Annotated in this window: 16 protein-coding genes; 4 read left to right on the plus strand and 12 right to left on the minus strand. The window is 66.9% G+C overall.

What is annotated here, in order from left to right; translation table 11 throughout:
• Positions 1-188: 188 nt before the first annotated feature.
• From PV768_RS11975 to PV768_RS11995, 5 genes are all read right to left on the minus strand, one after another.
• Positions 189-2,696, minus strand: coding sequence for a GcvT family protein (locus PV768_RS11975; RefSeq protein ID WP_321215012.1), 2,508 nt, complete (start codon positions 2,694-2,696; stop codon positions 189-191).
• 38 nt (positions 2,697-2,734) lie between these two features.
• Positions 2,735-3,712, minus strand: coding sequence for a formyltetrahydrofolate deformylase (gene purU / locus PV768_RS11980; RefSeq protein ID WP_157239856.1), 978 nt, complete (start codon positions 3,710-3,712; stop codon positions 2,735-2,737).
• A 9-nt stretch (positions 3,713-3,721) separates the two neighbouring features.
• Positions 3,722-5,698, minus strand: a complete 1,977-nt coding sequence (locus PV768_RS11985; protein WP_157239858.1) for a BCCT family transporter — start codon at positions 5,696-5,698, stop codon at positions 3,722-3,724.
• Positions 5,699-5,960: 262 nt separating this feature from the next.
• A complete protein-coding gene (locus PV768_RS11990) occupies positions 5,961-7,376 on the minus strand; it encodes a ferredoxin reductase (RefSeq protein WP_421093110.1) in 1,416 nt (471 codons plus the stop codon).
• A complete protein-coding gene (locus PV768_RS11995; protein WP_157239860.1) occupies positions 7,373-8,677 on the minus strand; it encodes an aromatic ring-hydroxylating oxygenase subunit alpha in 1,305 nt (434 codons plus the stop codon). The genes PV768_RS11990 and PV768_RS11995 overlap by 4 nt, the downstream gene beginning before the upstream one ends.
• A 159-nt stretch (positions 8,678-8,836) precedes the next feature.
• On the opposite strand from PV768_RS11995, the gene PV768_RS12000 reads away from it, so the two are divergent.
• Positions 8,837-9,769: a LysR family transcriptional regulator gene (locus tag PV768_RS12000; RefSeq protein ID WP_157239862.1), complete on the plus strand. Its 933-nt coding sequence runs from the start codon at positions 8,837-8,839 to the stop codon at positions 9,767-9,769.
• Positions 9,770-9,824: 55 nt separating this feature from the next.
• On the opposite strand, the gene PV768_RS12005 is transcribed toward PV768_RS12000, so the two are convergent.
• The 4 genes from PV768_RS12005 to PV768_RS12020 are packed head-to-tail and all read right to left on the minus strand — an operon-like array spanning position 9,825 to position 15,512.
• Positions 9,825-11,603 (minus strand): biotin carboxylase N-terminal domain-containing protein, encoded by a 1,779-nt coding sequence (locus PV768_RS12005; protein WP_321215009.1) that lies wholly within the window; start codon positions 11,601-11,603, stop codon positions 9,825-9,827.
• A 7-nt stretch (positions 11,604-11,610) separates the two neighbouring features.
• Complete coding sequence (locus PV768_RS12010; protein WP_421093111.1) at positions 11,611-13,329, minus strand: 5-oxoprolinase/urea amidolyase family protein; 1,719 nt, start codon at positions 13,327-13,329, stop codon at positions 11,611-11,613.
• A 15-nt stretch (positions 13,330-13,344) separates the two neighbouring features.
• Entirely contained in the window at positions 13,345-14,697 is a 1,353-nt protein-coding gene (locus PV768_RS12015) for an MFS transporter (RefSeq protein ID WP_157239868.1), read from the minus strand.
• Positions 14,698-14,753: 56 nt separating this feature from the next.
• Positions 14,754-15,512, minus strand: a complete 759-nt coding sequence (locus tag PV768_RS12020; protein ID WP_321215007.1) for a LamB/YcsF family protein — start codon at positions 15,510-15,512, stop codon at positions 14,754-14,756.
• A 107-nt stretch (positions 15,513-15,619) separates the two neighbouring features.
• Here PV768_RS12020 and PV768_RS12025 point away from each other — a divergent pair, with 107 nt between their 5' ends.
• Positions 15,620-16,306 (plus strand): GntR family transcriptional regulator, encoded by a 687-nt coding sequence (locus PV768_RS12025; RefSeq protein ID WP_104996383.1) that lies wholly within the window; start codon positions 15,620-15,622, stop codon positions 16,304-16,306.
• Positions 16,307-16,331: 25 nt separating this feature from the next.
• Here the strand turns inward: PV768_RS12025 and PV768_RS12030 are convergent, their stop codons facing one another.
• Both PV768_RS12030 and PV768_RS12035 read right to left on the minus strand, forming a co-directional pair.
• Entirely contained in the window at positions 16,332-17,144 is an 813-nt protein-coding gene (locus PV768_RS12030) for an IclR family transcriptional regulator (protein WP_157239871.1), read from the minus strand.
• Between the two features lie 94 nt (positions 17,145-17,238).
• Positions 17,239-18,462: a LuxR C-terminal-related transcriptional regulator gene (locus PV768_RS12035; protein WP_421093183.1), complete on the minus strand. Its 1,224-nt coding sequence runs from the start codon at positions 18,460-18,462 to the stop codon at positions 17,239-17,241.
• A gap of 193 nt (positions 18,463-18,655) precedes the next feature.
• Between PV768_RS12035 and hxlB the strand changes: the two genes are divergently transcribed.
• Together hxlB and hxlA are read left to right on the plus strand one after the other, a co-directional pair.
• The gene (hxlB, locus tag PV768_RS12040) at positions 18,656-19,282 is read left to right on the plus strand and encodes a 6-phospho-3-hexuloisomerase (protein WP_421093112.1); all 627 of its coding nucleotides are present in this window, start codon (positions 18,656-18,658) and stop codon (positions 19,280-19,282) included.
• A 48-nt stretch (positions 19,283-19,330) separates the two neighbouring features.
• Positions 19,331-19,954 carry a 3-hexulose-6-phosphate synthase gene (gene hxlA, locus PV768_RS12045; RefSeq protein WP_421093113.1) on the plus strand — a complete coding sequence of 208 codons (624 nt, stop codon included), beginning with the start codon at positions 19,331-19,333 and terminating at the stop codon, positions 19,952-19,954.
• Between the two features lie 79 nt (positions 19,955-20,033).
• Here hxlA and PV768_RS12050 read toward each other — a convergent pair whose 3' ends face one another.
• Entirely contained in the window at positions 20,034-21,590 is a 1,557-nt protein-coding gene (locus PV768_RS12050) for a glycoside hydrolase family 32 protein (RefSeq protein WP_421093114.1), read from the minus strand.
• Positions 21,591-21,863: the final 273 nt, after the last annotated feature.

Below are 21,863 nucleotides of genomic sequence, written 5' to 3' on the forward strand. Positions count from 1 at the left end.
ACGGCTCCGAACCGCACCCGTCCGCCTCGGCAATGAGCACGGCAAGAGCGGCATTCATGTCCGCAAACGCCTTCGCCACCGCCGCTTTCCCCATACCAAAATCATCGCGGGAGGGTACGACATTTAACCGCGGGCCTCGACCTGAGGACGGGAGCCCAGGGGCAAATGTCGTACCCTCCCGCGAACGGTTAGCCGCGGAGGCGCTCCATGCCCGGGTCGAAGAGCGGTTCGGGGGTGACGGTGGCTGCGATGCGCTTGCCGAAGTACTCAATCTCCACCGAGTCGCCCTCGGATACCGACGCCGGCAGCCAAGCGTAGGCGATCGGCCTGCGGACGGTGTAGCCGTAGGCGGCGCTCGTGACGTAACCAACCGCAGCTCCGTCCGCGTACACCGGTTCCTTGCCCAGCACGATGGACGTGCCGTCGTCGACCGTCAGGCAGCGCAGCGCCCGCGTGGCGGGCTGCTCCTTGCGGGCGGCGAGAGCCTCACAACCCACGAAACCGGTCTTGTCCTTGGCCACCGAGAAGCCCAGGCCGGACTCGTAGGGGTGGTGTTCGGACGTCATGTCCGTGCCCCACAGCCGGTACCCCTTCTCCAGCCGCATGCTGTTGAAGGCGCCGCGGCCGGCGGCGATGATGCCGTGCTCCCGGCCCGCCTCGAACAGCAGGTCCCAGAGCTTCAGCCCGTACTCGGCGGTGGTGTAGAGTTCCCAGCCGAGTTCGCCCACGTAGGAGAGCCGCATGGCTGTCACCGGGATGCCGCCCACGGAGATTTCCTTGGTGCGGAAGTACTTCAGGCCGTCGTTGGTGAGGTCGTCCGAGCTGACCTTGCCGATCACTTCGCGCGCCAGCGGGCCCCACAGCCCGATGCAGCAGGTGCTGCCGGTGATGTCGGAGACATGCACCCACTGGCTTGGATCGGCAGCGGACTGCTTCCGGGCCTCCACCCGGAGGTAGTCGAAGTCCACGTTGCTGTTCACGCCCAGCTGGAAGTCCTCCTCCGCCAGCCGCGCGACGGTCACGTCACTGCGGATGCCGCCGTCGTGCTCCAGCAGCAGGCAGTACGTGACTGCGCCCGGTTTTTTGGCAATGTTGCCGGTGCTGAGCCGGTGCAGCAGCGCCTGCGCGCCCGGGCCCACCACGGACAGCCGCTTCAGCGGCGTCATGTCGAAAAGCGCGACGGCGGTACGCGTCTTCCACGCCTCGGCCGCCGAGATGGGGGATGAGAACATGGCGGACCAGGAGTCCCGCTCCGGCGCCTGCCACTCGGCCGGCAGCTCCTCGAGCAGGCCGCGGTTGGCCTCGAACCAGTGCGGCCGCTCCCAGCCAGCGGACTCCAGGAAGAACGCTCCCAGTTCCTTCTGGCGGACGTTGAACGGGCTCACGCGCAGGTCCCGCGGAGATTCCCTGGGCTGCAGCGGGTGCATCACGTCGTAGATCTCCACGAAGTTCTGCTGGGATGTCTCGCTGACGTACGCATCGGAGGTCTGGACCTTCTCGAAGCGGGTGAGTTCGCAGCCGTGCAGGTCCGTGCGGGACCGGCCTTCCACCAGCAGCTCCGCCATTGCCTTGGCCACGCCGGCCGAGTGCGTGACCCAGACGGCTTCGGCCACGAAGAAGCCGGAGAGCTCGGGCGCCTCGCCCATGAGCGGGCCGCCGTCCGGGGTGAAGGAGAAGATGCCGTTGAAGCCGTCCTGGATCGCTGAGCTGCGCAGCGCCGGCAGCAGGTCCTGGCTGTCCTCCCAGGCGGGCAGGAAGTCTTCCAGGGTGAACTCCAGGCGGGAGGGCATGCGGTGGTCCGACATTTCCTCTGCGGCGACCTTCGGCAGGGCGGACATGTCCACCGGCATGGGACGGTGGGCGTAGCTGCCGATGCCGATGCGATCGCCCCATTCCCGGTAGTACAGGTCCTTGTCCTGGTAGCGCAGGATGGGCTTGCCGGCGCCCTTGGGAAGCTCGTTGACGCCCTCGAGTTCGGGCAGCGGGGTGCTGATGGCGTACTGGTGGGCCAGCGGCAGCAGCGGGACTTCCAGGCCCACCATCTTGCCGAGTTCACGGCCCCAGAAACCTGCGCAGGACACCACGATGTCCGCCGGGATCAGTCCGTTGCCGGTTTCGACGCCGGTCACCTTGCCGCCCTCCCGGGCGATGCCGGTCACCGTAGTGGAGCCGAGGAAGGTCACGCCACGCTCGCTGGAGCGTTCGATCAGCAACTGCACCGCACGGGCGGCCAGTGCCAGGCCGTCGGTGGGGATGAGCAGGCCGCCCAGGACTTCGCGGCCGCCGGTGAGCTTGCCCGTGTTCAGGAGGGGGTAGATCTTTTCGCATTCGTCGGCGTCGACGATCCTGCTTTCGACGCCCCAGGAGGTCATCACGCCCATCTTGCGCTTGAGGTCGGCCAGGCGCTCGGGGGTGGTTGCCAGTTCCAGGCCGCCCACCTGGTTGAAGCAGGACTGGCCGTCCTTGCTCAGGGCCAGCAGCTTGTTCACCGTGTAGGTGGCGAATTCGGTCATGGTCCGTGACGGGTTGTTCTGGAACACCAGGCCCGGCGCGTGCGACGTGGAGCCGCCGGCAAGTTCCAGCGGGCCCTGTTCCACCACCGTGATGTTGGTCCAGCCGCGGGTGGCGAGTTCGTCGGCAAGGTTGGTTCCGACAATGCCGGCGCCGATGATGACAACGCGTGGTGATGCGCTCATGGGTCTTGTTTCTCCTGTTAGCTTGGCGGGCGTTGGCGTTAGCGGAAGACGACGGTGCGGGTGTTGTTGAGCAGGACCCGGTGCTGGCAGTGCCATTTGACGGCCCGGGCCAGCGCCTGTGTTTCGGCGTCGCGGCCCACGGTCACCAGGGCGTCCGCGTCGAGGCTGTGGTCCACCCGGAACACCTCCTGCTCGATGATGGGTCCCTCATCAAGGTCTGCCGTCACGTAGTGGGCGGTGGCTCCGACGAGCTTCACGCCGCGGTCATAGGCCTGGTGGTACGGCTTGGCGCCCTTGAAGCCGGGCAGGAAGGAGTGGTGGATGTTGATGGCGCGGCCACGGAGGCTTTCGCACAGATCGTTGGAAAGGACCTGCATGTAGCGGGCCAGGACCACCAGGTCCGCGTTGTACTCGGCCACCAGTTCCAGGAGCCGGGCCTCGGCCTCGGGTTTGGTGGCCGACGTCACCGGGACGTGGATGAAGGGCAGTCCGGCGGCTTCCGCCATGGGACGCAGGTCCTCATGGTTGGAAACCACGACGGCGATCTCCGCGCCAAGGCTCCCGGCCTGCCACCGGAAGATGAGGTCGTTAAGGCAGTGGCCGAACTTCGAGACCATCACCAGGAGCCGCTGCGGCCTTCCGTCGTTGATGGTGAAGTCCATGGCGAACTCAGCGGCGATGGGCGCAAAGGCCGAGCTGAGGCCTTCCACGTCCTGGTGGTTGAGCCCGTTCTCCTGGTGGATGTCGGAGCCAAGGGTGAAGGCCGTGCGGAGGTAGAGCTTGCCGCTGACATGGTCGTCGAACTGCTGGTGCTCCACGATGTCGAAGCCGCGGTCCGCCAGGAAGGCCGTGACTGCCCGGACGATGCCGGGCTGCTCCGGGCAGGACAGGGTAAGGACGAACTGGGCCTGGCGCGTGGTGGGGCCCGCCGTGGCTGCGGCGGCTGCGGCGGTGCTGCTGGCAGGGGCGCCGACAGCGGCGGTGCCTGACGGGATGTTCTCGATAACGATGGTCATGGTGTGCTCCTAAAGTGTGGGTGCCGGTTTGATGGCGTCAGCGGGTACACCGTTGGTGGTGCCCGCTTTCGGGGAATCGCTGCTGGCTGCATCACTGCCTGGACTGTCTCCCCGGCAGGTGCCGTCCGGGCAGCGTTCGCCGCATTCATGCTTGGTGACGAGGTCGAACTGGACGCCGCCATGCTGGTCAACGCCCGTACGGATGGCGCGCTCAACTACGGAGTCAGCCAGCCGCCGCCGCAGGGACAGCGGGTCCCGCCGCAGGTCCTTGACCAGGGCGACACAGAGCAGCAGCATGACCAGCACGAACGGCAGGGCGGCCACGATGGTGATGCGTTGCAGGCCGGACAGCGCCTCGGAGGGCTCATCACCGCCGGCCAGCATCATCACGGCGGCGACTGCGCCGGTGAGCAGGCCCCAGAAGATGACGAGCCCGCGCTTCGGGTCGGAGGATCCGTTGGAGCTCAGGGACGCCATGATGATCGACGCCGAGTCGGCACCGGTGATGAAGAAGATGGCCACCAGGACCATGGCGAGGACAATAACGGCTGCGGTCAGCCAGGCAGGCATGGACATGTTCCGGACCAGGTCGAAGAGGGCTCCGTCGAAGTCGATGGACGGTGAACCGCTGGCCATGGACACCAGGCCCGGGGTGCCGGCCTTGTCCGCGTCTTCCTGGACCTTGAAGGCCGTGCCGCCAAAGATCCCGAACCAGATGACGCTCACGATGCTGGGAACCAGCAGGACACCGGTGACGAACTGCCGGATGGTGCGTCCGCGGCTGATCCTGGCGATGAACATGCCCACGAACGGCGTCCAGGAAACCCACCAGGCCCAGTAGAAGATGGTCCAGCCGGACATCCAGGTGCGCAGCGCCTCGTCCCCCACTGCTTCGGTCCGCGAGGACATTTCGGCCAGGTCCCTGGCGTAGTCGCCTACTGCGGCCGGAATGAGGTTGAGGATGAACAGGGTGGGTCCGGCCACGAAGACGATCAGCGCCAGGATCACGGCGAGGACCATGTTGATGTTGGACAGCCACTGGATGCCGCGGCTGATGCCGGACACTGCCGAGGCGACGAAGCAGGCGGTCAGGATGGCAACGATGGCCACCAGTACAGGTGTGCCGATCTCGCCGATCCACCCGTTGGATGTCAGTCCGCTGCCGATCTGGAGTGCGCCGAGGCCCAGGGACGCGGCCGTGCCAAACAGCGTGGCAAAGATCGCCAGGATGTTGATGAACTTGCCCACCGGGCCTTCTACCGTCCTGATGCCGAACAGCGACGTGAACGCTGCCGAGATCAGCTGCCGGCGGCCCAGGCGGTATGTGCCGTAGGCCATGGCGATGCCGACGACGGCATACATCGCCCACGGGTGCAGCGTCCAGTGGAAGATGGAGGTGGCCATGGCCGTCTGGATGGCTGCGGGGGTCCGTCCGTCCACGGTGCCGGGTGGCGGCGCAATGTAGTGGTAGAGCGGTTCGGCAACGCCGTAGAACATCAGGCCGATACCCATGCCGGCAGCGAACATCATGGCGATCCATGAAACGGTGCGGAACTCGGGCTTTTCGCCGTCCTTGCCGAGGGGAATGTTGCCCCACTTGCCCAGGGCCAGCCAGAGGACGAACACAACGAACAACGAGGCCAGGACCATAAAGAGCCAGCCGGTGTACTCCATGACCCAGCCCAGGGCGAGTGTTGAGGTGGCGGCCAGGCTGTCCCGGCCCAGGAAGCCCCAGGCCACAAAGGCCAGGGCGAGGACACCGGTGATGCCGAAGGTGGCCTTGTCGAGGGTGAGCTTACGGTTCCGCCGTTCTGCCACAGCCTGTTCGGCCCTGGTCTGGCGGAGTTCCTGCATGATTTGTTCGGTGTCCTCCGCGTCGTGTGAGTCGTGGGCGGAAGGAGCGTGCTCCGGTGCGGGCACGGGTTTGGGCTCTTCCATCTCGAGAGGGGGTTGGGCATCCGGGCGGATGTCGCTGCTCAAAGCCATGTCAAGTCCTTTGGTTTGAATTCTCGGTTTTGACGCTGTACTCCGGCGTCCCCAAGCCGGGCGGAAGATCGGGGTCTTCCTGGCATTCGGTCATCAAGGTCAGCTTTGCTTCCATCGCGGCAGTTGTTCCGTAAAGATCAACACGTCTCGCGATAAGCAACAGAGTGGCCTGCGTAGCGGCCGCGTGTCAAGGTTTTTCTGAAGTCTTAAGCCCTATTTCAGGGGTTCCGGCCACGCCTTGACAGCGGGCCGGAACAGGGGGTCAGGCATCGATCACCAGGTCCGTCTGCGCGGTGGAGCAGCAGGGCAGGAACTTACCCGCAGAGATTTCCCGCGCCCGGATCCCGCCCTGGTGGTTCATCTCGATCTCCCCTGAAAGCTTGACGACCTTGCAGGAGCCGCACATGCCTTCCTTGCAGTTCGCGCCGATCCTGACGCCCGCACGCTGGGCCACCTCGAGGATGCGCTCGGTGGGGTCGATCCGCACATTGATGCCGGTACGCATGAAGGACATGGTGAGGCTGCCTGTTCCCACCGTGTCGAAGCTCGAGGCATCAGGGGAACCGGCTTCCGGCTCACCGCCCGGGCTGTCGGCGGAGGGGTCGGAGCCGGGCGTGTCCGGGTCCGCGATTTCCAGCGGCAGGCCCGAGGCCTGCAGAGTCCCGTCAGCGTCGTAGCCAGGCTCGTAAAGCCCGAACGCCGCGGGCTGGCTTTCAAAGTAGTCCTCGGCGGAATCGGCGATCTCCTCGGCGATTTCCTCCGCGACGTCGGCTGCAAGTGCTACCTCCGCCTGGTATTCAAGGAGCGTCTGGCGGTCTCCCGAGAAGAACTCCATGTAAATGGAAGTGTCGTCGACGCCGACCTTCTTGAGCAGCTCGGTGGCCGTGTTCAGGTAACCCTCGGGACCACATGCGTACACCTGGCGGCCGTTGGCGTCGGGGGCCACCTCCTCGAGCGTGGCCGCCGTCAGCCTTCCACTGAGCCCTTCCCACCCCTCCGGCACGCTGCGGTCACCCAGGGAGTAGTAGACCTTGACGCGCGAGTCCACGGAGGCGATATAGGCCAATTCCCGGTGGAAGGCAAAGCCTCCAGGATCCGAGCCGTGGTAGAGCACCACAACATCGGCGTGTCCGGGCAGGGAATGGATGGTCCGCACCATGGACATGATGGGCGTGATGCCTGCGCCGGCGGCAAGCAGGAGATACCGTGCACGTCGGTCGGCATCTGGGAGGTGGAATGCTCCCACCGGTCCCAGCATCTCAAGAACGGTGCCGGGTTTGACGTTCTCGTGCACCCAGGGCGAGACCAGTCCCGTGGGGTCGCACTTGACGGTGATGCTGAAGGTCCACGGCTCGGTGGGCGAGCTGGACAGCGAGTAGCTGCGGTCCACCGGCTCCTGGTCCTCGCCATTCACGGGAAATGCGACGTTCACGTACTGGCCGGCACGGAACGCCAAAGGCGCGCCGTCGCATCGGCGGAACACGAAGGTCATCATGGCGCCGGCCTCGGGAACGGTCTCGACGCATTCGGCCATGAACTCCTGCGGATGCCATGGACCCAGTGCACGGGCTGCCCGGGCGGGTGTCTCGGTGTTTCCCATCACCCTGTTCCACGGCATCTCAAGACCGCGAATACGCTGTGGTTCCTGGATTGCCGTTTCAGTGAGGAGTTCAATCACGCCAAGTGCTCCTGCACGCGCTGCACGTACCAGTTGATGAATGCCTCGACCTGGTATTCGCTCTTCATGTAGGGCCCGGGCTCGTAGGCGGGACTGCCGGCGCCCTGCTGGCACAGCTCCACGAACGCCTTGTCCTGCAGGTTCGTCTGCTTCCAGGTGTGGGTGAGCTTCTCCAGGTCGTAGTCGACGCCTTCCACTGCGTCGTCGGCCACCAGCCAGGTGGTGCGTACGAGGCTCTGGTGTTCGTTGATGGGGAAGACAGCGAACGTGATGACGTGGTCGCCGAGGAAATGGAACCAGCTGTTGGGCTGCAGGTGCATCGAGCAGCGGCCAAGGCGGAAGTCGGGCAAGTCACCCAGCAGCTTCTTGGAAAGCCTCCGACCGTCCGCGGAGAACGATTCGCCCTCTCCATCGAGCGATTCCCGTGAGATGCGGATTCCCGCGATGCGCGTGTCAAGCTGCTCGACCACCTCGTAGGGAAGGCCGTAGCGGCGGCAACGCTCCTCAAGGGAGGACTGGGCCTCCTTGTTCCGGTCCCACACTTCCTCAAGATGGGGCGGGATCAGGCCTTCCGTCAGGCCCCAGGTGGGGAAGAGGGAGCAGGCGAGCTCAGGGTGGCCGTCGCAGTGGTAGCACTCACGGTTGTTCTCCATGACGAGCTTCCAGTTGCCCTCTTCAATGATGTTCTGCTGGTAGGCGATTTTTGTCTTCGAGAGATCGTGGGGCGCCAGGTAGGGCTCAAAGATCTTTGAGGTCTCGTCAAAGTCCGCCGGCGGTTCATCCGCAATGCAGACGAAAATGAGTCCGGCGACCTCGCGTCCGTGGGCGCGCTTGAGGCCGAAGCAGCTCTTGTCGAACTTCGTTTCCCCCGGGGCGGAGGCATGGATCAAATTGCCCTCCGGCGAGTAGGTCCAGGAGTGGTAGCCGCAGACCAGGTTTCCGGTTGAACCGGCAGCCTCGGTGAGAACGCGGGCGCCGCGGTGCCGGCATACGTTGTGCAGGACGTTCACGGCACCATCGTCGTTGCGCAGCACAATCAGGGAGTAGGGCCCATAGTCGACCGTGACGTAGTCGCCCGGCTCCGGCAGTTCGGCGGTGCTGGCGGCAAAGATCCAGTGCTGGCCGAAGATGGCCTCCATGTCGATTTTGAAGATCGAGGGATCGGTGTAGAAGGGGGCATCGAGGGAGTATCCAGTGCGCCGGAACTCAAACAACGCGGTAATTTCCGCCAGCTGCTCGGCAGGCAAGGATGCAGCGAGTCTTCCGCGTGAATTGAGGGGCACGTTCACTGAAGCAGTCATGGGTTTCCTCCCGGGAGGCATGGGTAGTGGGTGTTGCGGGGTGACCACGGGTGCGCGGGTGCTAACGGCCTGGTCGAAGAACTTGTAATGATGAGATTAGGGACACATCAGCTGCAACAAAAGCGCAAGATTTTGAAGATAACCATGCAGAATAGATGCATGATCGATCCGAGGCTCATCACACTTCGCGTGTTCGCCCGGTGCGGCACAATAGGCGGGACCGCTGAGCTCACGGGCTATTCTCCATCTGCCGTCTCCGCGCAATTGCGGGAGCTGCAGCGCGTGCTGGGAATGCAGCTGCTGGCGAAGGACGGCCGGGGCGTGCGGCTTACCGCCACGGGACGCTTTCTCGTGGCGGGCTCGGATCCCCTCATTGCCCAATGGGAGAGCCTGCGCGCCGCAGCCATGGAGGCCGGCGACCAGGTGCAGAGCCACTTTGGCCTCGGCGGATTCTCCTCTGCAGCCGCCCAGTTGCTCGCACCGCTGGCCGCCACCCTGCGCTCAACACACCCCCTGCTGGAGGTGCAGGTCCTTGAGGCTGATCCGGCCCGCTGCTTCGACTTGTTGATTGCGGAACGAATCGACCTTGCAGTTATCGTCGCCATGCAGTCCGACAGTTACGGTGAGGACGATCCGCGCTTCGAGCAGAGAGTCCTGCTCGACGATCCGCTGGACGTGATCATTCCCGGTGACCATCCGCTGGCATCACGCCAAACAGCGACGCTTGAAGAGCTGGCATCGGAACCCTGGATCACGGAGTCCGCCGGTTCCACCTATCATTCCCTCTTCACCGCGGCGTTCACGGCAGTCGGGGTGACACCGCGGATTGCCCATGAAGCCGTTGAATGGGAAACCCACATCGCATTCGTGGGTGCGGGGCTGGGCGTCGGCCTGCTGCCCCGGCTGGCGCCTTTGCATGGTGCCGAAAACGTGGTCCGGCTACGCATCACCGGTCAAACGAAGCCCACGCGCCGCATTGTCGCAGCGGTGCGCAGGGGCAGCATCGCCTCACCCCTGATCCAGGAGTCGCTCGGCATCCTGCAGGTCAACGCCAATCGGATCCTCACCGCCCGGCCCGAAGAGAATCTCTGAGCGCTGCGAAAGCACAGCCGCCGGTTGGCCCCACGGTTCCGCGTTCGTTTCCCGGTTAACCCGCGATCGTCGCCAGGACTGCCCCGGCACTCACTACGCCGCCTGCTTTCGCCCGGATCTCCGTGACGGTGCCGCCGCGGTGGGCGGCAACCTGGGTTTCCATCTTCATGGCCTCAAGGACGACGACGGGGTCCCCCGCCGCCACTTCGGCACCCGGTTCCACGAGCCACTTCACCACGGTCCCCGCCATGTCGGCCCGCAGCTCACTGGGGTCCACAATGGGAGCCGCGGCGCCGCCGTCGCGCTCCCCCTCCGAAGAATGCCCGGCCGGCGAAACGCCTGCAGGCAGGCCGGCGCCGGAACGTGCCCAGCCGTCCAGCAGGGCCGCGGGAAGGCCGACGGCGAGGCGCCGGCCGTCGACATCGACGGTGATGGTGCGCCGGGCACCGTCCGGAGCGGTTGTGCTGAACCCGGGATCCGCCGGGATGGATCCCGCGAAGTCCGTTTCGATCCACCGGGTGTGGATGCGAAGCGCGGTTTCCGAGGTGAAGTCCGGCGCCTGGACGACGGCCCGGTGGAACGGCAGCACGGTTGCCACGCCGGTGATTTCCATTTCCGCCAGCGCACGGCGGGCCCGGCGGAGCGCCTGCTGCCTGTCGGCGCCGGTGACGATCAGCTTGGCCAGCAGCGAATCGAACTGCGGCGCAACGATGGACCCGGCCCGGACTCCCGAATCCAGCCGGATGCCTGGACCCGTTGGGCCGCTGAACGTGGCGATGGTTCCGGGCGAGGGCAGGAACCCCCGCCCCACATCCTCGGCGTTGAGCCGGAATTCGAACGAATGCCCGCGGGGTTCGGGATCGGCCGCGAGGCGCAGGGGCTCACCGGCAGCGATCCGCAACTGCTCCTGGACCAGGTCGACCCCGGTGGTCTCCTCGGTGATGGGGTGTTCCACCTGCAGGCGCGTGTTCACCTCGAGGAACGCCACCGTGCCGTCGGCGGCCACCAGGAATTCCACCGTCCCCGCCCCCGTATAGGCGGCTTCGCGGCAGACTGCCTTGGCGGCGGCGTAAATCTGGCGGGTCTGCTGTTCGGTGAGGAAGGGCGCGGGCGCCTCCTCCACCAGCTTCTGGTGCCGGCGCTGGAGGGAGCAGTCGCGCGTTCCCACCACCACCACGTTGCCGTGCCGGTCCGCCAGGACCTGCGCTTCCACGTGCCGGGGCCGGTCCAGGTACCGCTCCACGAAGCACTCGCCGCGGCCGAAGGCCACCACCGCTTCCCGGACCGCCGAGTCGAAGGCTTCCTCGATCTGGTCCATTTCACGGACCACTTTGAGCCCGCGTCCGCCGCCGCCGAAGGCTGCCTTGATGGCGATGGGCAGGCCGTGTTCTTCCGCGAAGGCACGTGCCTCGCCGGCCGAGGCCACCGGCCCGTCGCTGCCGGCCACCAGGGGCGCGCCTGCCCGGACGGCGATTTCGCGGGCCGTGATCTTGTTGCCCAGCAGCCTTATGGCCTCCGGTGCCGGCCCGATCCAGGTCAGGCCGGAGTCCAGCACGGCCTGGGCGAAGTCGGCGTTCTCTGACAGGAACCCGTATCCCGGGTGCACCGCGTCCGCTCCGGACTCCTTGGCGACAGCAAGCAGCTTGGGGATATCCAGGTAGGTTTCCGACGGCGCGTTGCCGCCCAGGCTGTAGGCCTCCGTGGCGGCGCCGACATGCATGGCGTCCGCGTCGACGTCCGCGTACACGGCGACGGACTCCAGGCCGGCGTCCTCGCAGGCGCGGGCGATGCGGACGGCGATTTCTCCGCGGTTGGCAATCAGGACCTTGCGCATGTGCTGCTCACTTTTTCTGGGAAACGTTGAGGGAAGTGCTGGACGGTTCAAGGGGCAGGCCGTAGCCGGGGGCCCAACGGAACCTGATGCGGCCGCCAATGGGCACCTGGGCGGCGAGGTCCAGCTGGTGGTCCACCACCACGCCAATCACGGGGTAGCCTCCCGTGATGGGGTGGTCCGCCAGGAACAACACGGGCTGCCCTTCCGGCGGGACCTGGATGGCGCCGGCAACGGTCCCCTCGCTGGCCAGTTCCCCGTCCCGGCTCCGTTGGAGCGGCTCACCGTCCAGGCGCATGCCCACCCGGTTGGAGCGCGGCGTGACGCTCCAGTCCTGGGTGCAGAGCGATTCCAGTGCGGCGGCGCCGAACCAGTCATCCCGAGGACCGGGCACGACGTCCAGGACAGTCACCCCGGTGTCCGGGAAGTCCGGCTGCACCTCAGGATTTCCCACCACGTTGGAGGACGTGGCGGCTCCGGCGGCAAGCAGTTGCCCCGGGGCCAGCGGCGCAGGCCCGATCCCGGACATGGTGTCCGTGGACCGGCTGCCGAGCACGGCTTCGGCGTCCACGCCGCCCCGGATGGCAAGGTAGGTGCGGAAGCCCCGTTCCGGGGCGCCAAGGGTCAGGGTTTCGCCGTCCAGCAGGGCGAATGCCGTGGCCATGGGCACCTCGCGCACCCGCTCCGGCAGGCCGGCGTCGTCCGCATCCGCAGCTTCGGGGCCGGCGGGAACGTCCGACGGCGTGGCAACAGTCAGTGCCGCCGGCGCGCCGGTGACAGCCAGCACCTGGTCTCCCACGGCCTGCACGCGCAGGCCGCCGGCAACGGTTTCGACGACGGCGGCAGCTGGCTCGTTGCCCACGATGCGGTTGGCACGGCGCAGGGAGGAACGGTCCAGCGCACCGGCTGCGGAAACACCGAGGCCGCCGTAGCCGGGCCGGCCAAGGTCCTGGACCAGGCTTTGGAGCCCGGGCGACAGGATCCGCAGTCCGGAACGGCCGGCCTGTTCCCGGGCTGCCGGTGCTTCGGAATTCTGGGCATCAGCCTCCGGGGCGGAAAGTTCCACGAGTTCCCGCACCGCCCGGAACTGCACCCGGTCCCCGGGGGCAGCCAAGGCGGGCTGCTCGCGGGCCAGGTCCCACATCCGGGCGGCGGTGCGGCCGATCAGCTGCCAGCCGCCCGGGGACTGCCGGGGGTAGACGGCGGAATAGTTGCCTGCAAGGGCCACGGATCCGGCCGGGACGGCAGTCCGCGGGGAGCTCCGGCGCGGGACTTCCAGCAGCTGGTTCTCCCCCACCATGTATCCAAAGCCCGGGGCAAAGCCGCCGAAGGCCACGGTCCAGACCTGCCCCGTGTGGGCCGCCACCACTCCCTCGGCACCGAGGCCGGTGAGCCTGCCCACGTCAGCGAGGTCCTCGCCGTCGTACACGGCCTCGATGACCACGAGCCTGCCTTCCGGCTGCGCGTGCACCGCCAGGTCCAGCTCCAGCAGCCGGGCCGCCATCCGCCGTGCGGCCCGGGGCGAATCCGCCTTGACCATCACGGTTTCGGCGGCCGCGAGGACCTCCACCTGGCCGGGCAGCGGATGCTCCAGCAGGAGGGCCTGCAGCGCCAGCACGTCGTGGAGCCCGGAGAGTTCGGCGAGCACCGCCGTCGTGCCTACCGGCCGTACGGCCAAAACACGGGCGGCGTGGACGCGCGCAGTGGCGGGGTTGGTGACTGTTTCCATGGCAATCCGCGCCGGTCAGGCGTGGCTCTCCTGGGCGTGGCCGTCGTGGAGCAGGCGGAGGTCGGCCTCGGGCTGCGGGTCGCGGCCCAGGCGCATGCCCACAATGGTGATGATGGCCGTCAGGAGGATGTACCCGGCGATCAGGTGCCAGCCGCCGGATGCTGCGCCGTACAGGGCGGTGAAGATCAGCGGGGCCACGGCGCCGCCGATGACGCCGGCCAGGGTGTAGGCCAGCGAGCTGCCGGCGTAGCGGAGGCGGGCCGGAAACTGTTCAGTGATGAAGGCGGCCTGCGGGCCGTACATGAAGGCGTGCAGGGCCAGGCCGATCACCACGCCGATGGTCAGCATTACCACCGATTTGCCCTGGATCATCAGGAAGAACAGCGGAATGTAGGCGGCGGTTGCGGCGGCGGCAACGCCGTACACCCAGCGGCGGTTGAGGCGGTCGGTGAGGGCGCCGGCGGCCGGGATCAGGAAGAGCTGGAAAGCGGATCCGACGAGGATTGCCGCCAGCACGTTGCCCGTGGTCATGCCCAGTTCCTTGGTGGCGTAGACGGCCACGAACACGGTAAACAGCGCGTAGAGGACGTCGGGGCAGAGGCGCGAGAGGGCGGCCGAGACCAGGGCCCGGGGTTCGGTGGTGAAGACTTCCTTGATGGGCGCCTTGGGGCGGTCGCCTTTGGCCTGGATGGCCTTGAAGACCGGGGTTTCCTCCAGCTTGAGGCGGATCACGAGGCCGAAGACCACCAGGATGGCCGAGGCGAGGAAGGCTACGCGCCAGCCCCAGGAGAGGAAGGCCTCGGTGCTGAGCGTGGCCGCCAGGATCGCCAGGGCGCCGTTGGCCATCAGGTTGCCGGCCGGCGGGCCGATCTGCGCAGCCGAGGACCAGAAACCGCGCTTGTTGGGATCGCCGAATTCGCTGGACAGCAGGACCGCACCGCCCCATTCACCGCCGACGCCGATGCCCTGGGCCAGGCGCAGGAGCACCAGGATGGTGGGGGCTGCGACGCCGATGACCGAGTAGTCAGGCAGGGCGCCGATGAGGACGGTGGCGACGCCGATCAGCACCAGGGTGAACACGAGGACGTACTTGCGGCCGATCTTGTCGCCGAGGCGGCCGAAGATCACGCCGCCGATGGGACGGGCCAGGTACCCCACCGCGAAGGCCGAGAAGGAGAGCAGCAGCCCGACGAACTCGTCATTTGAGGGAAAGAAGATCTTGGGGAACACCAGCGCAGAGGCGACGGAGTAGATGGCAAAGTCGTAGTACTCAAGCGAGGTGCCGGTGAGGCTGGCAATGTAGGCCTTGAGCGCGCCGGGCGGCGGCTTCCTTGCCGCGGTCCTTGCTGCCTTGTTGGTGCTGGTCATGTTTTTCCTCCGGGGTGAGGGGATGGTGCGGGGCCGGTGAGCGGCCGGGAACAGGTTTAGAGGAACGAGCCGATGCTGACACCGGCGTCCCCGAGAGCGGACTTCACTGCAGCGGCCATGGCTACGGCCCCCGGCGAGTCACCGTGCACGCAGATGCTTTCCGCGCGGATCTTCAGGATGGAACCGTCGATGGTCCTGACGGACCCTTCGGTGGCCATCCGTAATACATGCTCCGCCACTTCGGCGGGGTCGGAAAGGACCGCTTCCGGTTCAGACCGGGAGACGAGCGTTCCGTCCGGGTTGTACGCGCGGTCCGCGAACGCTTCGGGAACCGCACGCAGGCCCGCTTCCCCTGCAAGCCGCAGGACTTCGGAACCGGGAAGGCCCATGATCGGCAGGCCCGGGTCAACCGATTTCACGGCGTCGACGACGGCCTGCGCCTGGGCGGTGTGGTGGATGATCGCGTTGTAAAGGCCGCCGTGCGGCTTCACGTAACGGACCTTTGCTCCCTCGGTGGCGGCCAGCGCCTGCAGGGCACCGATCTGGTATACCACGTCATCGGCCAGTTCATTGGGCTGGATGTCGAGGAAGCGGCGGCCGAAACCGGCGAGGTCCCGGTAGCCGACGTGTGCACCGATGGCAACGCCGGCGGCCGTGGCCTCGCGGCAGGTGCGGCGGATCACGCTGGGATCGCCGGCGTGGAATCCGCAGGCCACGTTGGCGCTCGTGACGGAACGGAACATGGCGGCATCGTCGCCAAGCGTCCAGTGTCCGAACGATTCGCCAACGTCGCTGTTCAGGTCGATGCTTGCCACTTGTGATCTCCATCTCATTGAGCGGTCTTTACTAGGATGCCCTAAATCTACGGATTGTTCAACAATCCTTCGATTCCACGATGTGACGATCGTGTAAATTCTGAAGTATGCCCGCTCAAGAGACCACACTCCGCTCCGCAGGCCGCCTCCGGGTGGCCGTCCCCTCCGTGGCGGAACGGGTGGCTGACGAACTCCGCCTGCAGTTGGCGGAGGGGGCCCTGCTCCCCGGGGCACGCCTTACCGAATCCACCATCGCGGAGGACCTGGGCGTCTCACGCAACACGGTGCGGGAGGCCTTCGCGGAACTGGCCAGCGAGCGGCTGGTGGTCCGGCACCCCAACCGGGGCGTTTTTGTGGCCAGTCTTGAGGCCGCGGATGTCCATGACGTCTACACGGTCCGCCGCGCCATCGAAGTCAGCGCCCTGCGCGCGGGCGGGAGTCCGGAAGACGTCGCCGCCGTCCGGGCCGCCGTCGAGGAAGGAAAACGCGCCGCCGCGGCTGGAGACAATGAAGCCCTGGGTACCGCAAACCAGCATTTCCACGGCGCTATTGTTGCCATGGCCAGGAGCCCCCGGCTGAACAGCATCATGAGCCAGGTCCTGGCGGAAATGCGGCTGTTCTTCCACAAAGCCACAGTGGACGCGCAGTTCTACCAGCACTATTTGGCGGACAACGAGGCCATCTGCGCGGCGCTGGAGTCCGGCGAACTGGACCGCGCCGCGGATCTCCTGCTGGCGTACCTGGACCGCTCCGAGGACAACCTCAGCAACGTGCACGGGGACAACCCGGAGTGAATCAAGCCGCCGCAGCGGCGCCCAGTCACCGGCGCCCGGTGTAACCCATCCTGGCGCTGACCTGGAGCCCGCCCTGCTTCAATGCTTCGATAAGCCCAGGGGCCGTTTCCGGATCAAAGCGGAACGCCGGCCCTGAAATGCTGATGGCCCCGATCACGGCGCCCAGGTGGTTGTAGACCGGAACGGCAACGGCAGTCAGCCCGATCTCGAACTCCTCCCGCACCACGCCGTAGCCCTCGCGGGCGACGTCGATCAGCTGGGTTTCGAGTTCCTTCCGGTTGGTGATGGTCCGGGGCGTCCGCGCCGGGAGTCCCGTCTCCTTCAGGATGCGGTCCCGGTCTTCCGCCGGCAGCGCGGCCAGCAGCACCTTGCCGCTCGAGGTGGCGTGCAGCGGTGTCAGGTTTCCCACCCAGTCGTAGGTGGCCAGGGTTGACGGGCCCATCGCCTGGTCCACGTTGACGGCATAGTTGGAGCGGAGGACGGCCAGGTTCACCGTCTCCTTGAATTCCTCCGCCAGGGCCTCGAGGACGGGCCGGGCCTCGCGGACCAGGCTGAGCCGCCCCGGAATGGAGCTGGCCAGCCGCAGGATGCCGAAGCCCAGCTGGTACTTTCCCCGCTCGCTGTTCTGGTGGACCATTTCCCGGCTCACCAGCGAACCCAGGAGCCGCGAGACGGTTGACTTGTGGATGCCCATTTCCTCGGCGATGTCGCTCACCCCGGCGTGGCCGTCCCGCGCCAGGATCTCCAGGACGGCGAGGGCACGGTCCACGGACTGGACGCCGCCGTGCTGGCCCGCCTCGGTATCGGCGTCGGGTTCGCGATCGTTGTTGGAAGCCATGACTAATACTCTCAAGTAGCCTCCGCAGCGTGAAATCACCGCACCGGGACTCCCGCATCAGGACACGGTGCACGGGCAGCCAGCGAACTGGAGGTCAGCGCAGGCCGTTGCTGTGCGCGAGCGCCATGGCTTCGGTGCGGGAGGAGGCGCCGATCTTCCGGTAGAGGTTGCGGAGGTGGAACTTCACGGTGTTCTCGCTGATGTGGAGCTTCGCGGCGATGCCCCGGTTCCGCTGGCCCGCCGCCAGGAGCTGCAGGACCTCCAGCTCACGGTCCCCCAGGTTCCAGCCGGCAATGTCGGCCGGCGGTCGGCTGGGCGGGTCGAGCGGAAGGGTGACGGCCACGTCGGCGCCCCAGCCCGGCATGACGTCCACACCCATGCTGCCGTTGAGCGCCTCCACGCGCTGGACGAGGCGTGCCACGGCGGGTTCGGTGGCGGAAAGTTCGCCGGGACCGTCGTCGCGCACGTTGACCAGCAGGTTCACGCCGTCGCAATCCCACTGGGTGCGGATCCGGCGCACTCCCTGCTGGTCCACCATGGCCAGCACCAGGCCGCGGACGATCGCCCTGGCGGCGTGCGCCACCTCGCCGGGAAGTGCCCGGCCGTTAACGGGCGGCTCGACGAACTGGACGTCGATGCCGCTGAAGTTCATCAGCGGGCGCAGGTCCTCGCGCAGGCGCTGGAATGCGGAGGCAACGGGCTCCTCCACGAGGTCCGTGGTGCGGTCGCTGAGCGTACGGAGCCCCACCAGGGCCTTGGCCGCGACGTCGGTTGCCGCCGCCCTGGCGGCGGCGTCGGCCAGCGCCGGCGACCTCAGCGCGGCGAGCAGCGTTTCCAAGGTGGTGGAATGCCGGTCCACCAGCTCGGCGGTCACACGCAGGCGCTCGGCCGAGGCCGCGCGGGACTCGATGAGGTACGACGGCGGCGCATCAGCCACCTTCTCGCGGATCCGCTCGGCTGCCATCGTCCAGAGGTAGTGCAGGACCCACTGCGGGTCCGGCCCGGTCCCGGAGGCCTGGCCGGGCTGCGGGTCGGAGAGGACCAGCAGTGCATTGCTGGGCGAGGAAACCGCGAGGACCGGGCGCAGTTCGCCGCCGAACACGGCTTCACCGCGCCAGGCGGCGCCATCCGCCCCGGACCTGTCACCGGTGAGCGGGGTGCGGAGGGCGTCCAGTTCCGCGATGGACACGCGGCTGATGATGGCCTCGGCACCGGCCTTCTTCTGCGGCCGGCCGGTGCAGTCTTCCGTGAAAATCACCAGGGCGCTTGATTCCCAGTAGGGGCTGAGGGCCGCCCGCAGCCGGTGGGCGATGTCCATAAGGGGAGCCGCGGCCAGGGCGGCGGCGGCTTCAAGCAAGGCAGTGTTGTTGGCGCGTTCCACCTGCCCAGTGTACGGGCCGGGCGCAGGAGACCCACCCCTTTGGGTAGCCGGGACCGTCCAATCATGGCGTTGGACCCACCCAACGGACGGGCGAGCATTGAAGGATCGCAACGTTCAAGGAGGTACGAGCATGGGCACCATCGCCGCAACAGACCCGGCAGCCCCGGCAGCCCCGGCTGATCCAGCCCTGACCGGCACAGCCCGGGCCTTTGACCGCAACCGGACCCTGGTCCTGGACGAGCTCAGCAGGGTCTTCCAGCACGTGGACGCCGCAGAGATCGCAGCCCTGGTGACCGAGCTTCGGCTGGCCGACAGGATCTTCGTCACCGGCGCCGGACGCAGCGGCCTGGTCCTGAAGATGGCGGCGATGCGGCTGATGCACCTCGGGCTGACGGTGCATGTGGTGGGCGAAACCACGGCACCGGCCATCCGTGCCGGGGACCTGCTGGTCGCAGCCTCAGGTTCCGGCACCACCGCCGGCGTGGTGACAGCGGCGGAAACCGCTGTCGCCCAAGGCGCCCGCGTGGCCGCCTACACCACCAGCACTGGTTCCCCGCTCGCGGCCGCTGCCGCCGCCGTCGTCCTCATTCCGGCTGCACAGAAGACGGACCACGGCTCGGCGGTGACCCGGCAGTACTCCGGGAGCCTCTTTGAGCAGGTGCTTTTTGCCACCACGGAGGCGGTGTTCCAAAGCCTGTGGGACGAGGACGCCGCCGCCCCGGAGGACCTCTGGCAGCGGCACGCGAACCTCGAATAAGCCCCCTCTCCCCCCGCAAGTCCGTTTCACAACCGAAAGAGATAGAACATGAAACTGCAGGTAGCCATGGATGTCCTCACCGTCGAAGCCGCCCTGGACCTGGCCGGCAAAGTCGCCGAGTCCGTGGACATCATCGAGCTCGGCACCCCGCTGATCAAGAACGCCGGGCTCTCGGCCGTGACCGCCGTCAAGACCGCCCACCCGGACAAGATTGTCTTCGCGGACATGAAGACCATGGACGCCGGCGAGCTCGAGGCCGAAATCGCCTTCACCGCGGGCGCGGACCTGGTGTCCGTCCTGGGCAGCGCCGACGACTCCACCATTGCCGGCGCCGTGAAGGCCGCCACGGCCCACAACAAGGGCGTGGTGGTGGACTTGATCGGCGTTGCGGACAAGGTGGCCCGCGCCCAGGAAGCCCGCGCCCTGGGCGCCAAGTTCATCGAGTTCCATGCCGGCCTGGATGAGCAGGCCAAGCCGGGCTACAACCTGGACGTGCTGCTGAGCGCAGGAGAAGAGGCCCGCGTGCCGTTCTCGGTGGCTGGCGGCGTGAACCTGTCCACCATCGGAGCCGTGCAGCGCGCCGGGGCCGACGTGGCCGTCGTCGGCGGTTCCATCTACAGCGCCGACGATCCCGCCGTCGCCGCCAAGGAACTGCGGGCCGCGATCAGCTAGCTTCCTGCCGATCATCCACCTCCCGCAACCTGACGGCGGCCCCCACGGACTCGTGGGGGCCGCCGCTTCGCGTGGCCGGCTACTGGAACGAACGGATGGCGATGCCGGAGAAGGTCGCAGGGCCGCCGTCCGTGTAGAAGGAGATCCCGGTGTCACCGTCGGCGAAATGCACCTGCTGCGAGAGCACCGTGTGGCCGGCGTTCACAAACACCTCAACGCTTTGGGTATCCACGAAGATGCGCAGGTGCACTGACCGCGCGGCCGCGTCGATGGGCGCTGCTGCGCGCGTGTACGGCACCAGCGAGAAGCCGCCCAGGTCCGACGGCGCGCGGTCCACATAGAGCTCGTTGCCGTACTTTCCGATGTTCGTATGGCGGGCGCCGTCAGCGGAGCGGCCCACGGAGATCCCAACGTTCGTTGCGGCCTCCCAGGAAATATCGAGTTCCAGCTCGTAGGCGCGGCCGTTCCAGGGCACCACGTAGCTGCCGTTCACGGTGCGGCCGGGGAACGTGGTGGCGGAGCTGGCGTAATTCGCGAGCGCCCCGATCGGGCTGCTGAGCAGGGAGTACCAACCGCCCGGCTGGCGTTCGAGGCGCAGTTCGCGCACGATCGAGTTCTGGCCGTTGTAGCCGTCGGTTGCATCCGTGGGAACGTCGCGGGCGGCGTACTTCCAGTTGTTCATCCAGCCGATCGCGTACCGCCGGCGCTCCGGTGCCTCAACGGCCGGCCACGTCACCGCGCCGTACCAGTCCCAGCCCCAGTCCAGCCACTGCGGATTGCTGACGTCGTCAGCCAGGAACTGCGTGCCGTCCCACGTGCCGGTCCAGTAGGCGTAGGTCATGGGCAGTCCGATGCTGTAGGCGTCCATGCTGGCGCCCAGCACCCAATGCCGGGTGCCGTCGTCGGCCGTCATCTCGAACAGATCGGGGCACTCGATGCCACCCAGCGCGGGGTTTGGGAAGTCGAAGTTGCGCTTCAGCTGCCAGTCACGCAGGTTCGGGGACGTATAGAAGGCCGCGTACCGGGCCCGGCCGATCACGCAGACCCACTCGTTGCGCACCGCATCCCAGTGGATCTTCGGGTCCCGGAACCATTCGGCGTTGTCGATTTCCGCCTGCGTGGTGGCGGCCCTTCCGTCCGTGTTCACGATGACCGGGTCCGGCAGCGCGGTGAACGTGTAGCCGCCGTCGGTTGACCAGTAGAGGTACTGCTCCTGGTACTTGCGGATGCCGTCCGTGGGCTGGGTGGCAAGGGCCACGATGGCGCCGGCACCGAAGCCTGCGGTGTTGGCAGTGTCCACCACCGCGGATCCGGACCACACGGGGAAGTCCGGCTGCAGCGGCAGCGCATCGCCGTGATGGGTGAACGCCACGCCATCTGCCGTGGTGGCGTGGTCCCAGCCGCCCTGGCCGTTGTTCTGCGTGGAGTGCAGGTAGTAGAGGTGGTACTCACCGCCCAGGAACACCGGGCGCTGCGGATCGCACAGCCAGCCCGAGGGCGGCGTCATGTGATAAACCGCCCGCAGTGAGCGCTTGGCCCAGGCCGGCGTGGCAGGGATCGTGCCGCCCATGAGCAGGGCGAGTGCTCCTGCTCCGGTGCCTTGCAGGACACGGCGACGGGAAAAGGCAGATGTCATCGTTGACTTCCTCTCACGGGGCGGCTGCTCCGCCGGGCGCTTAGGGATGGAACCATCGGTGGTTCGCCGATCAGCCCATCGGCTGATTAAGCGCTTTAGCAGAACAAGATACCCAGCCGCACCGTTATGGTCAAGCGTTTCAGCAAAATTGCCGCCCTCACAAACAGGGCGAAAAATCGCACCGGAACTATTTTTGCTAAAACGCTTGATCAACGTTCCATTCCACGCTAGCTTCATGGTGATCAAACGCTTTAGCAGAAATGGACATCAACG

The organism is Pseudarthrobacter sp. CC4 (assembly GCF_048957775.1).
Classification (GTDB): Bacteria; Actinomycetota; Actinomycetes; order Actinomycetales; family Micrococcaceae; genus Arthrobacter.